The organism is Streptomyces sp. NRRL B-3229 (assembly GCF_000719505.1).
GTDB lineage: Bacteria > Actinomycetota > Actinomycetes > Streptomycetales > Streptomycetaceae > Streptomyces > Streptomyces griseorubiginosus.
Genome location: NZ_JOGP01000018.1, coordinates 171,288 through 184,017 on the forward strand (window position 1 = coordinate 171,288; position 12,730 = coordinate 184,017).

Here is a 12,730-nt window from a genome sequence, read left to right on the forward strand (position 1 = left end):
CGGTCCTCCCGCTCGTCGAGCGCGGCGAGGTGCGACCGGCACGGCGAGCCGCTCAGGCCCCCACGAGCTGGAGCGAGCCCCACAGCGCCACCACGGCCGCGGCGAGCGCGGCCGGTACGGTCAGCAGGCCGAGCCGGGTGAACTCGCCGAGGCCGACCTCGTGGTCCTGCCGGTGCAGGATGCGCCGCCACAGCAGGGTGGCCAGGGACCCGGCGTAGGTGAGGTTCGGGCCGATGTTCACCCCGAGCAGCACGGCGAGGACCGCGCCGGGGCCGGCCGCGGCGGTGAGCGGCAGCAGCACCAGGACCGCGGGCAGGTTGTTGATCAGGTTCGCCAGGACGGCGGCCAGCGCGGCGATCCCCAGCAGCGCGACGAGCCCCGTCCCGTCCGGCAGCACCTGGTGCAGGGCGTCAGCGAGGCCGTTGTCCACGACCGCGCGCACCACGACGCCCAGCGCCAGCACGAACGCCAGGAACGCCGGTGCCGCGGCCCGCACCACCGTGGCCGGGGTGGCCTTGCGCCGGACCAGGGCACGGCCCGCCAGCACCAGCGCTCCCGCGCACGCGACCCAGGCGGGGTCGACGCCGAAGGCCGACGCCACCACGAACCCGGCCAGTGTGCAGCCGACGGTGACCAGGGCGAACAGCGGCAGCGGGGGTTCCTCGGCCGACCCGGGGGAGTGGTCGACCACCGTGAGGTCGGCCGCGAAGAAGCGCCGGAAGACCACGTACTCGACGGCGATCGCGGCGATCCAGGGCAACGTCATCAGCAGTGCGAAGCGGGTGAAGCTGACCCCGCTCGCCTCGAAGGCCAGCAGGTTGGTGAGGTTGGACACCGGCAGCAGCAGCGAGGCCGTGTTCGACAGGTGGGCGCAGGCGTAGACGTGCGGTTTGGCGCGGGCCCCCATCCGGGAGGCGGTGGCCAGCACCACGGGCGTCAGCAGCACGACGGTGGCGTCCAGGCTCAGCACCGCCGTGATCGCCGACGCCAGCAGGAACACCCCGGTCAGCAGCCGTCCGGGCGAGCCGGCCGCGCGTCGCGCCAGCCAGGCCCCGCAGGCGTGGAACAGCCCTTCGACGTCACAGAAGTGGGCGAGCACCAGGACCGCCGCCAGGAACCCGACGACGGGCCCGAGCCGTTCGGCCTCCGCCCAGGCGTGCTCGGGGGAGATGGCCCCGGTCAGGATCACCAGTCCGGCCGCGGGGACGGCGACGACCGCCTCCGGCCAGCCGAAGGGACGCAGGACCGCCCATGCGAGTACGGCTACGAGCAGGGCGATGGACAGGGCTTCGGCGAGCGGGGTGTTCAGGGCGGGTCCTTCGTGAGGTGAGCAGATCGTGCCCGGTCATCAAACCAGGCGAGGGTAAGAACTTCCCGATTCCCCCGACCCCGACCCCGATACCCCCGGTCTTGGGCCCGACACGTCCGACCTCTTCCCGGACGCCCGTCTCGACCGCTCAGGCCCCCGTGCCCGGGCTGAACGGGATGAGCCGCACCGACGACTCGTCGCCGGAGACCGGGACCGCGCCGCCCTTCCAGGCCACCTTCAGCGGGTCCTCCTCGTCCGGCGGGGTCACCACGAGCGCGGCCGGGGTGGCGGTGCCGGCCCCGCTGATCTCCGGGTTGGCGAAGGACAGTCCGGCCCAGGCGCTGCCGCCCGGCGCCAGCTTCACGGTCTCCGGCTTCGCGGCGGACCGCTCGGGGTCCGGGCCCAGCTGCTTGCCGGACGCGTCGACGAAGGCAGTGCCCGGATACCCGTACAGCGTGCAGGTGCGGTGGGACTCGTTCGTCAGCACCACCGGGAAGTTCTCCTGGCCGGCGCCGGGGTTGTTGCGGCCGGCGGAGGCGCTCAGCTCGGAGGTGTGGCAGCGGGTGACGGACGCGGACGCCGGGGGCGCGGACGGGGTGAGGGAATTGCTCACCGCGTCGGTCGGGACGCTGCTCGCCCCGGTCGGCGCACCGCCGGCGGACGACGTGGCGCTGCCGGACTCCGTACGCGGGGCGCTCGACGTTCCCTCACTGCCGCCGCCGCTGCCGCAACCCGCCACCAGACCGAGCACCGCGACCGAACCCGCGGCCAGCACGGCCCGCCGTACACCCAGGAACCTGTTCGTCATGTCTCCACACTCCCGGAGATCTCCCGCACGCGCGCGTACGGCGTCTCGTGCCCCGTCACTAGGGTCGTCATCAGGGTCCGACGCGGCCCGGGCCGGAAAAGTTCGCTCAGACCACGCCTCATTCCCCGTCGAGGAGGCCGATCTCCGCCCAGATGGTCTTGCCGTCGGCCGTGTGCCGGCTGCCCCAGCGCTGGGTGAGCTGCGCGACCAGGAGCAGCCCCCGGCCGCCCTCGTCCCAGGTCTTGGCGCGCCTGAGGTGCGGGGCGGTGTGGCTGCTGTCGGAGACCTCGCAGATCAGCGTGGTCGCGTCATGGATGAGCCGCAGCCGGATGGGACGGGCGCCGTAGCGGATCGCGTTCGTCACCAGCTCGCTCGTCACCAGCTCGGCCGTGAACGACGCCTCGGCCAGTTCCCAGCGGGCCAGCTGTTCCACGACCTGCTTGCGCACGGGTCCGACCAGTGCGGGGTCCGCCGGGATGTCCCAGGTCGCCACCTGGGAGGCGGGCAGCCCCCGGGTGCGGGCCAGCAGGAGGGCCACGTCGTCGGCGGAGCCGGTCGCCGGGAGCAGGGTGTGCAGCACCCGGTCGCAGGTCTCCTCCAGGGAGTCGGCGGGCACGGCGAGGGCCTCGCACAGCAGCGCGTGGCCCGAGTCCACGTCCCGCTCCCGGGACTCGACCAGCCCGTCCGTGTACAGGGCCAGCACGCTCCCCTCGGGCAGATCCAGCTCGGTGGACTCGAACGGCAGCCCGCCCAGCCCCAGCGGCGGTCCCGCGGGCAGGTCCACCTCGCGGGCGACTCCGCCCGGGGTCAGCCGCACGGGCGCCGGATGCCCGGCCCGGGCCAGCGTGCAGCGCCGGGACACCGGGTCGTAGACCGCGTAGAGGCAGGTGGCCCCGACCTCTCCGGGGTTGCCGTCGCCGCCGGCCTCCGCGGACAGCCGTACGACCAGGTCGTCGAGGTGGGTGAGGAGTTCGTCCGGGGCCAGGTCGATGTCGGCGAGGGTGCGGACGGCGGTGCGCAGCCGGCCCATCGTCGCGGAGGCCTGGATGCCCTGGCCGACCACGTCCCCGACGACCATCGCGACCCGCATCCCCGACAGCGGGATCACGTCGAACCAGTCGCCGCCGACCCCGGCCCGCGCGGCCGGGAGATAGCGCGAGGCGGCGTCCACGGCGGCGGTGCGGGGCAGGGAGCGGGGCAGCAGACTGCGCTGGAGGGCGAGGGCGGTCTCGCGCTCACGGGAGAAGCGGCGGGCGTTGTCGACGCAGATCCCGGCCCGCGCGGTGATCTCCTCGGCCAGCAGGACGTCGTCCGGGGTGAAGGGGTCCGGTCGCCGGTACCGGGTGAGGACCGCGACCCCGAGGGTCTGGCCGCGGGCCTGGATCGGCACGGACATCGTGGAGTGGATGCCGAACTCCTTGACCCGCTCGGCGCGGGTCGTGTTCCAGTTGAGCCACTGGTCAAGGCGTCCGGACGCCACCGTGGCCACGATCGTGGAGCCCGCGATCAGGGAGTCGGCCTGCGGAGAGCTGGCCGGGTACACCTCGGTGTGGCCCGGCTTGACCACGGCCATCGGGTTCCCGGGGTCCACCGACTGGTGGGCCGCGCGGCGCAGCTCGACCGGCGCGCTGAGCACCGGCGGGGTCTCGCCGTGCTCCTGAGTATCCAGCAGGTCGACGCTGACGAAATCGGCGAGCGCGGGAATGCAGACGTCGGCCAGCTCCTGGGCCGTCCGTGTGACGTCGAGGGTGGTGCCGATGCGCACACTGGCCTCGTTGACCAGCTGGAGCCGCTCCCGGGCGAGGAAGTTGTCGGTGAAGTCGTGGGCGGCCAGACACACGCCCCGCACCCGCCCCGACGGGTCGGTGATCGGTGCCATCCGGGCCAGCCAGGCGTGCGCGCTGTCCTCGCCACCGGTCCGCATGTACGTCTGCACGTCCTTGGCCTCGCCGCTGCTGAGCACGTGGAGCAGATGCTCCTCCAGCTCCTCGCTCTGCCGCTTGCCGCCGATCTCGGACAGTCTGAGGCCCTGGATCCGCTTCTCGGGCAGGCCGATCACCTCGGCCATGGCGTCGTTGATCCGGCGCAGCCGCAGCTGGTCGTCGTAGACGGCGACGGCGCAGGGCGCCTGGGTGAGCACGGCCGTGCCCAGCGGGTCGTCGGGGGAACGGGGGCCGCCGGGGTCCAGCGGGGTCACCACGAGCCAGTGCCCGGGGCCGCCGTCCGAGGAGTGCTGGTGGTGGGCGAGCAGCCAGGCCGACACGGCGGTGCCGTCCCGGTGGCACAGGGTGAGGACACCGTCCCAGCGGGCGCCCACGGGGCCGGCGGGCAGCTCCTGGCCTCCGCTGACCAGGAGGTTCCCCGCGGGTCTGCCCACCACCTCGGCGGGCGACCAGCCCAGCAGGCTTTGCGCTCCGGCGTTCCACGCGACCAGCGTGCCGTCCTCGCCGACGACGGCCCGTGCCGTCGCCGTATCGTCGAACGGGTACACGAGGGTCATCGTCGCCACTCCATTGCGGGCACTCTCAGTGAACAAACCGGTCACTTGGGCTCCAAGACTAGTGCGTCGCGCTCGCGCGCGGACGGCGAACCCCTGCCGGCCGGGAGATGCCGGTCAAAGGGGAAATGCGGCGAGGAGGGCGCGGCGGGCGGAAGCGGCTCACCGCATCCTCGACGACCCTGTGTGGCTCACCGTCAGGTCGTGTGCGGTCACGATCAGTTGTGGGTGCTTTTGGGCCTTGATGAGTGAGGGCGTCATGAGAGCGCGAGACAAGTTGGCGCTGCCCGGTGGTTGACGCCGTGTCATGCCTGCAACAAGCATGGCGGGCGTCCGCTTCTGGGAGCGCTCCCATCACGAGCGTCGCCCGCACCTCTCAGAGGAGCCCAGACGTGAAACGACGCAGAACCGCCCTGTTGGCCCTGGCGGCCCTCGCGGGAACGGCACTTGTCGGCCTCCCCGCATCCGGAGCCGCCGCCGAGGAGGTCGAACAGCTCAAGAACGGCACCTTCGACTCCACCACCGCGCCCTGGTGGACGACCAGCAACGTCACCGCAGGCGTGTCCGACGGACAGCTCTGCGCGGACGTGCCCGGCGGCACCGCCAACCGCTGGGACGCGGCCGTCGGCCAGAACGACGTGACCCTGGTGAAGGGGGAGTCGTACAAGTTCTCCTTCACCGCGAAGGGTTCGCCCGAGGGGCACGTCGTGCGCGCGATCGTGGGGCTGCAAGTGGCCCCCTACGACACCTACTTCGAGGTGAGCCCGCAGCTGAGCGTCTCCGGGAACTCCTACTCCTACACCTTCACCTCGCCCGTCGACACCGCGCAGGGCCAGGTCGGCTTCCAGCTCGGCGGCAGCACCGACCCGTTCCGCTTCTGCATGGACGACGCGTCCCTGCTGGGCGGGGTCCCGCCCGAGGTGTACGTGCCCGACACCGGACCGCGGGTGCGGGTCAACCAGGTCGCCTATCTGCCCGCCGGGCCGAAGAACGCCACCCTGGTCACCGACGCCACGACCAAGCTGCCCTGGCAGCTCAGGAACGCCTCCGGCGCCGTCGTCGCCCACGGCTCGACCGTGCCGCGCGGTGTCGACGCCTCCTCCGGACAGAACGTCCACTCGATCGACTTCGGCGCCTACCGGAAGAAGGGCACCGGGTTCACCCTGGTCGCCGACGGCGAGACCAGCCGGCCCTTCGACATCGGTACCGCGGCCTACGAGCAGCTCCGCCTGGACGCGGCCAAGTACTACTACACCCAGCGCAGCGGCATCGCGATCAGCGACGACCTGCGCCCGGGCTACGGCCGCCCCGCCGGTCACGTGAACGTGGCGCCCAACCAGGGCGACAAGAACGTGCCCTGCCAGCCCGGCGTGTGCGACTACACCCTCGACGTCTCCGGCGGCTGGTACGACGCCGGCGACCACGGCAAGTACGTCGTCAACGGCGGCATCTCCACGTGGGAGCTGCTCAGCACGTACGAGCGTGAACTGCTGGCCCGTACCGGGGAGCCGGGGAAGCTCGGCGACGGCAGCCTCGCCATCCCCGAGAGCGGCAACAAGGTCCCGGACATCCTCGACGAGGCCCGCTGGGAGCTGGAGTTCCTGCTGAAGATGCAGGTGCCGGACGGGAAGCCGCTGGCCGGGATGGCCCACCACAAGATCCACGACGAGCAGTGGACCGGCCTGCCGCTGCTGCCGAGCGACGACCCGCAGAAGCGTGAACTGCACCCGCCGTCCACCGCGGCGACCCTGAACCTCGCCGCGGCGGCCGCGCAGGCCGCCCGCCTGTACAAGCCGTACGACAAGGCGTTCGCGGCCAAGGCCCTGACGGCCGCCCGAAAGGCCTGGGCCGCCGCGCTCGCCCACCCCGACGTGTACGCCTCGGAGAGCGACGGCACCGGAGGCGGCACCTACGCCGACAACAACGTCACCGACGAGTTCTACTGGGCGGCGGCCGAGCTGTACCTCACCACGGGCGAGAAGACCTTCCAGGACTACGTCCTCGCCTCACCCGTCCACACCGCCGACATCTTCGTCCCCGTCGGCTACGACTGGGCCCGTACGGCCGCCGCGGCCCGGCTGGACCTGGCGACCGTGCCCAGCAAGCTGCCCGGCCGCGACAAGGTCCGCCAGTCGGTCGTCAAGGGCGCCGACCGCTACCTGGCCACCCTGAAGGCCCAGCCGTACGGCCTGCCGTACGCCCCGGAGGGCAACCTCTACGACTGGGGCTCCAACCACCAGATCCTGCACAACGGGATCGTGATCGCCACCGCCTACGACATCACCGGCGCCTCGAAGTACCGGGACGGCGCCCTCCAGGGCATCGACTACATCTTCGGCCGCAACGCCCTCAACATGTCGTACGTGACCGGCTACGGCGAGGTCAACTCCCACAACCAGCACGCCCGTTGGTACGCCCACCAGCTGGACCCGAACATGCCGAACCCGCCGAAGGGCACCCTCGCCGGCGGGCCGAACTCGGGCATCCAGGACCCCTACGCACAGAGCAAACTCCAGGGCTGCGTCGGCCAGTTCTGCTACATCGACGACATCCAGTCCTGGTCGACCAACGAGCACACCATCAACTGGAACTCGGCCCTGACCCGGATGGCGTCCTTCGTGGCGGATCAAGGCTGACCTTCGGATGTTCCACCAGCTCACCGGGCCGTTCGTGCGCGGTGAGCGTGTGGAGCCGGGCCTGATCGAGCGGCTGGTGCACCTCGACGTACTCACCGTGCGCCAGCCGCTTGATCACACCCGTCTCCCGTCCGTGCAACACCAGTTCCCTGTCCCGGAGTTGGAGACCGAGACAGATCCGCCGGGTGACTGCGAAGACGACCGTGGGGACGACGAAGACGCCGATCCGTACGGCCCAGGTGACCGTGTTGATCGACAGGTGGAGCCGGGTCGCCACGATGTCGTTGCCGCCGCCCGCCAGCAGGATCAGGTACAGGCTGATCCAGGAGGCACCGATCGCGGTACGGACCGGCCTGTTGCGCGGGCGGTCCAGCAGGTGGTGCTCCCGCCGGTCCTTGGTGAACCGGGCCTCCAGGAACGGGTAGACGCCGATGAAGACCAGCAGCAGCGGGAAGACCAGGACGGGGATCAGTACCCCGAGGATCAGCGTGTGGCCCCCCAGGGTGACCTCCCAGCCCGGCATCACCCGCACCAGTCCCTCGGCGAAACCGAGGTACCAGTCCGGCTGGGCGCCCGTGGAGACCTGGTCGGCACGGTAAGGGCCGTACGACCAGACGGGGTTGACGGACGCCACGGCCGCGATGACGGTGAGCGCCCCGAAGACCAGGAAGAAGAAGCCGCCCGCCTTCGCCAGGTACACCGGGAAGAACGGCGTGCCGACCACGTTGCGTTCGGTCTTTCCGGGGCCGGCGAACTGGGTGTGCTTGTGGTACACGACCAGGATCAGGTGGGCCACCACCAGGGCCGCCATGATGCCGGGGATGACCAGGATGTGCAGCGAGTAGAAGCGCGCCACGATGTCATGGCCGGGGAACTCGCCGCCGAACAGGAACAGCGCGAGATACGTCCCGACGACCGGTACGGACAGCGTGGCGCCGTAGACGAACCTGAGGCCCGTGCCCGACAGCAGGTCGTCAGGCAGCGAGTAGCCGAAGAGGCCCTCGAACAGGCCCAGGAACAACAGGGCCCAGCCGAACAGCCAGTTGACCTCACGCGGCTTGCGGAACGAGCCGGTGAAGAAGTGCCGCATCATGTGCGTGAGCATCGCGGCGACGAAGATCAGCGCCGACCAGTGGTGCAGCTGGCGGATCAGCAGTCCGCCGCGCACGTCGAAGCTGATGTCCAGCGTAGAGGCGTACGCCTCCGACATGCGCACGCCGTTCAGGGGTGTGTAACTGCCGTGGTACGTCACCTCGTTCATCGACGGATGGAAGAACAGGGTGAGCCACACCCCGGTCAGGACCAGCACGACGAAGCTGTACAGGCAGATCTCGCCGAGCAGGAAGGACCAGTGGTCCGGGAAGACCTTGCGCAGGTACTTCGCGCCGAGGGTCCTGGTGCCGAGCCGGCCGTCGAGCCAGCCGGACAGCCGCTCGCCCCTGCCGTGCTCCGCCCGCTGTTCCGTGGTGGTCACGCCTCCTCCTTGCCGACGTGCGTGAGCTTGTCGGGGTTGGTGACGACGAAGAGGTTCGCAACCCGGTCGCCCTCCGGAGTGAGGTCCAGGACGATCACCGCGTACGGCGAGTCGTGGGAGAACAGCACGGCGGCGTCGTCGCCGTTGACCCGCCGGTGGCGCAGCTCCAGGTCCAGGTGGGCGCCGCCCCGCCTGGCGTACCCGTTGAGGAGGCGGGCGGCCTTGTCGCGCCCGTGCACCGGCCGCAGGGCCTGCTTGCGCATCCCGCCGCCGTCGGTCCACACCGTCACGTCCGGGGCGAGGATCTCCATCAGCTCCGCGATGTCCCCGCCGACGGCGGCCCGTACGAACCGCTCGGTCGCCTCCCGGCGCACCCGCGGATGCGCCTCGTACAGCGGCCGGCGGGCCTGCACGTGGTCCCGCGCGCGATGCGCCAACTGCCGTACGGCGGACGGTTTCCGGTCGATGATCTCCGCGATCTCGGGGTGGGCGTACCCGAACACCTCGTGAAGCACGAACACCGCGCGCTCCAGCGGGGACAGCGACTCCAGGACCACCAGCATCGCCAGCGACACGGACTCGGTCCGCAGCGCCGGGTCGTCCGCGCCCGGCTCCTCGGTGAACAGGGGCTCGGGCAGCCACGGGCCGATGTACGTCTCCCGGCGGCGGTCGACCACGGCCCGCCGCTTCAGGGCGTGGTTGACGGCGATCCGGACCAGGTAGGCACGCGGGTTGTCGACTCCGCCGGTGCCCCGGCGCGACCACGACAGCCAGGTGTCCTGGAGGACGTCCTCGGTGTCGGTGACGCTGCCCAGGATGTTGTAGACGACGCCGAACAGCAGCTCACGGTGCTCGACGAAGACGCCGGTCGGGTCTTCGGTGCCGACGGGCACGGGGATCTCGGTCATCGGGTGGGCCTCCCAGTAGCGCGCTCACTCCTGTGAGGCCTTCCGGGACCCGGAATGTGACATGGAGGGGATGGAGTGTGACCCACGCCTCACGCCCGTGGGTGCCGCGCCGGCGAGGTCGGGGGTGCCTGCGGTACCGCCGTGATATGGCCTTGACCTGGGAGTATTTACGGTGGAGTACCCCGCGCGGTACCGTGAGGGCATGCCTGCTCTCAATGTGGAGTTCAGCGATCGCGAGCTGGAGGACCTGCGGCAGATCGCCAAGGAGCGCGGTACGTCGATGAAGGCCCTCGTGCGGGAGGCCGCCGCGGCGGACATCGCGCGGCACCGGGCCCTCCAGGAAGGCGCGGAGGCGTTCCGGCGGTTCTTCTCCGCCCACGCCGACGAGTTCGCCGCCGCCTTCCCCGAGGACGAACCGGCGGGCAAGGGCGCGGGGCGGGTCGCCTGACCCATGGCTTCCGTCGTCCACATCGACGTGCCCTGGCTGCTCCAGCGGCACGAAGAGGTCCTGCCCGAGCAGCCCACCATCAACGACTTCTCGGCGCTCGTCGCCGCCGTCGCCCGGCACCGGGTCGATCCGCCGCGTCTCGGCGTCGACTCCGACCCGGCCTGGCGAGCCGCCGCCCTGCTGCACACCCTGGCCCTGCTCAAGCCCTTACCGTCCGCCAACGCCCGCTTCGCCTGCGCCACCGCTGTGGCCTACATGTTCGTCAGCGGCGTGGGCATCGACCCGCCCTACGGCGCCTTGGTCGACCTCGCCCGCGACCTGATCTCCGGCAAGACCGACGTGTACGGCGCGGCGGACCGACTGCGCTCTTGGCAGATCTGAAGCTCCCGGGGCACTGGGGCACTGGGGCACGGGGCCCGTGCGAAGTGATGGCGTACGACCCGGGTGCCGTGGACGTGGGGAAGGGACCCGGGTCGAGCCGCTCCCGCCGGTCGTCCCGGCCCCGGGGCCGCCGACCGAGGGCGGGAGGAACGGGGTCGGCGGCCGGGGTTTCGCGCGGGAGAGCCGCCGTTCCGCGCGGGGCCTCCGAGAAGGGCCGCTACCAGTGCACTACCGCCCGCCCCGCCACGGGAGCGTGCGCGGCGCTCCGGCGCGTGCGCGGGGTTCACACGGGGCGCATGGAATGTCGAAAGCCACTGTGGGAAGGCGCAGTTGCAGCGGCTTCCGGCTGACTTTCACCTGACGTCGATGTTGCCCAGGTGCCTTGTTGGTCGTGAGTGACTTGTGCAAGGGTGAACCACCTGAGTGGGGGGCAAGGGCCGGGTCGTATTCGTCTCGTGGGGAACCGGGTCGAAGAGGCGTCGGCGAATTCGTGCTTCCCACGCCGCGCCCAAAAGGGATGCCCCGTCCGGCACTTCTTTTCGGCAAGGAGAACTTCTGTGAGTCCCATGCCCCTGGGAAGGAATCCGCTCAGTGCCCACCCCCCACCCCCCGCTTCCGCCTTACCCGCCGCCGGGCGGCGCGTCCGGAGAATCCGACGAGGATCTCGCAACCCGGCTCAGGGGGCGTCCCGACGGTGAGGCCGCCCAGTCCGTCGCCCTGCTCATGGCCCGCCACTGGAAACCGGCCCACGAATACGCGGTGATCTGTCTGGCGTCCCCGTCCGAGACCGCCTCCATGGTGGCCGCCGCCGCCTTCCACCAGGTCCTGGACCGCCTCGCACTCGGCGAACCGGCCCTCGCCCTGCGCCCGAGAACCCTCGTGGCCGTGCGGGACACGGTCAAGGAGTGGACGGCGCAGGACCGGATAACGGGTGTGCTGCCGGACTTGGTGAAACCGAACGGCGGCCGCGGGATGCGGGCCGCGAAGTCCATGACGCCGGAAAACCGCAAGCTCGCCGAGCGGTCATTCCAGTCCCTTCCCGGACTCGCCCGCTGCTTGCTGTGGCACACCGAGGTCGAGGCCGACTCGATTGCGGTGCCCGCCGCACTGCTCGGCATGGACACCGACACCGCGTCGGCAGCGCTCGAACAGGCGCGTGAAAAATTCCGGGAAGGATGTGTACATGCCCATCGGGAACTCGCGCCGACCAAGGATTGCCGCTTCTACAACCGTCTCCTCGATGTTCCGATTCGACGCGGCGGCGCCCTGCTGCCGGATGTCGAGCAGCATCTCTCGGAGTGCCCTTACTGCCGTTCCGCCGCGGAACAACTGAGCCATTTCGAGGGCGGTCTCGGTCTCCTCCTCGCGGAGGCGGTGCTCGGCTGGGGTGCCCGGCGCTATCTCGAACTGCGCGCCGGGCGTACGCCCCCGGACTCGGCACGCGGCAAGGGAAGCGGCCGGCACGGTGCGGAACGCCGCCGCATCCTGGCGCGCATCCCGGCTCCAGGCCGCTGGGCCCCCGGCACCGGCAGCGGTCTGCGCTCCTCGCGCACGGTGCTCACCGGAGTGGGCCTGACCTCCGCCGGGATCCTCGCGGCGATGCTCGCCACCGGCCTGTGGTCGCACGACGACGGCGCCGACCCGGCCGCCTCGACCAGCGCCACCGGCAACGACACCGTCCCGAGTGCGAGCCCCCGCACCCCGGGCCCCGCCCAGCTGCCCACCGCGCCGGCGCTGACCCGGCTGCGCAACGCCGCCTCCGACCTCTGCCTCGACATCCGGGGCACGGTGAAGGAGGGCGCCGGCACCGAACTGGCGGCCTGCTCGACCGATGTGACCCAGCAGTGGTCGTACGAGGCCGACGGGCTGCTGCGCAGCGAGGCCAACCCGGAGCTGTGCCTGGACTCGCACGTGGACGCGGGTGTGGTCATCCTCGGCGAGTGCGCCGAGGACAAGGCGAAGCGGGCCCAGGACGTGCGCTACGACCTCACCGTGCAGGGGGAGTTGATCCCCCGCTGGGACGAGCAGCTGGCCCTCGCCGCCACCACCGGGGAGGCGGGCGCGGACATCGTCGTCAAGGTCCGCGACGGCTCGCAGGAGCAGCGCTGGCTGACCGACCCGTCCTCGGTTGCGAGCCCCGGATCGCTGTCGGTCACCGGGAGCGAGGCCCCGCAGGCCCGGCCGGCGACGCTCAGGAGCCGGTTGTAGCGGCGGGCCGGCCACGAACCGGGCCACGACAGGGAGGTCTCCGTCCGCGGGGGCCTCCCTC

Annotated in this window: 9 protein-coding genes; 4 read left to right on the plus strand and 5 right to left on the minus strand. The window is 71.4% G+C overall.

The features are described from left to right. Positions 1-52: 52 nt before the first annotated feature. From IF54_RS0126770 to IF54_RS0126780, 3 genes are all read right to left on the minus strand, one after another. The gene (locus tag IF54_RS0126770; protein ID WP_078852117.1) at positions 53-1,309 is read right to left on the minus strand and encodes an arsenic transporter; all 1,257 of its coding nucleotides are present in this window, start codon (positions 1,307-1,309) and stop codon (positions 53-55) included. A gap of 148 nt (positions 1,310-1,457) precedes the next feature. Continuing rightward, positions 1,458-2,117: a DUF4232 domain-containing protein gene (locus IF54_RS0126775; protein ID WP_030323122.1), complete on the minus strand. Its 660-nt coding sequence runs from the start codon at positions 2,115-2,117 to the stop codon at positions 1,458-1,460. A 118-nt stretch (positions 2,118-2,235) separates the two neighbouring features. Then, positions 2,236-4,617, minus strand: a complete 2,382-nt coding sequence (locus IF54_RS0126780) for a SpoIIE family protein phosphatase (protein ID WP_030323125.1) — start codon at positions 4,615-4,617, stop codon at positions 2,236-2,238. Positions 4,618-5,006: 389 nt separating this feature from the next. Between IF54_RS0126780 and IF54_RS0126785 the strand changes: the two genes are divergently transcribed. Further along, positions 5,007-7,250 carry a glycoside hydrolase family 9 protein gene (locus IF54_RS0126785; protein WP_030323127.1) on the plus strand — a complete coding sequence of 748 codons (2,244 nt, stop codon included), beginning with the start codon at positions 5,007-5,009 and terminating at the stop codon, positions 7,248-7,250. On the opposite strand, the gene IF54_RS0126790 is transcribed toward IF54_RS0126785, so the two are convergent. Together IF54_RS0126790 and sigJ are read right to left on the minus strand one after the other, a co-directional pair. After that, positions 7,195-8,724 carry a cytochrome b gene (locus IF54_RS0126790; protein WP_030323128.1) on the minus strand — a complete coding sequence of 510 codons (1,530 nt, stop codon included), beginning with the start codon at positions 8,722-8,724 and terminating at the stop codon, positions 7,195-7,197. The two genes, IF54_RS0126785 and IF54_RS0126790, sit on opposite strands and share 56 nt — an antisense overlap. Next, positions 8,721-9,632 carry an RNA polymerase sigma factor SigJ gene (gene sigJ, locus IF54_RS0126795; RefSeq protein WP_030323129.1) on the minus strand — a complete coding sequence of 304 codons (912 nt, stop codon included), beginning with the start codon at positions 9,630-9,632 and terminating at the stop codon, positions 8,721-8,723. The genes IF54_RS0126790 and sigJ overlap by 4 nt, the downstream gene beginning before the upstream one ends. A gap of 202 nt (positions 9,633-9,834) precedes the next feature. Between sigJ and IF54_RS0126800 the strand changes: the two genes are divergently transcribed. The 3 genes from IF54_RS0126800 (at position 9,835) to IF54_RS0126810 (ending at position 12,669) form a co-directional block, all read left to right on the plus strand. Further along, positions 9,835-10,080, plus strand: coding sequence for a hypothetical protein (locus IF54_RS0126800; protein WP_030323130.1), 246 nt, complete (start codon positions 9,835-9,837; stop codon positions 10,078-10,080). A gap of 3 nt (positions 10,081-10,083) precedes the next feature. Continuing rightward, positions 10,084-10,461, plus strand: coding sequence for a hypothetical protein (locus IF54_RS0126805; protein WP_020134791.1), 378 nt, complete (start codon positions 10,084-10,086; stop codon positions 10,459-10,461). 591 nt (positions 10,462-11,052) lie between these two features. Continuing rightward, the gene (locus IF54_RS0126810) at positions 11,053-12,669 is read left to right on the plus strand and encodes an RICIN domain-containing protein (protein ID WP_030323131.1); all 1,617 of its coding nucleotides are present in this window, start codon (positions 11,053-11,055) and stop codon (positions 12,667-12,669) included. Positions 12,670-12,730 lie beyond the last annotated feature (61 nt).

Coding starts and splice junctions, on each gene's coding strand:
- IF54_RS0126780 (WP_030323125.1), bottom strand. CDS start 4,617: ATGACCCTCGTGTACCCGTTCGACGATACGGCGACGGCACGGGCCGTC.
- sigJ (WP_030323129.1), bottom strand. CDS start 9,632: ATGACCGAGATCCCCGTGCCCGTCGGCACCGAAGACCCGACCGGCGTC.
- IF54_RS0126805 (WP_020134791.1), top strand. CDS start 10,084: ATGGCTTCCGTCGTCCACATCGACGTGCCCTGGCTGCTCCAGCGGCAC.
- IF54_RS0126775 (WP_030323122.1), bottom strand. CDS start 2,117: ATGACGAACAGGTTCCTGGGTGTACGGCGGGCCGTGCTGGCCGCGGGT.
- IF54_RS0126800 (WP_030323130.1), top strand. CDS start 9,835: ATGCCTGCTCTCAATGTGGAGTTCAGCGATCGCGAGCTGGAGGACCTG.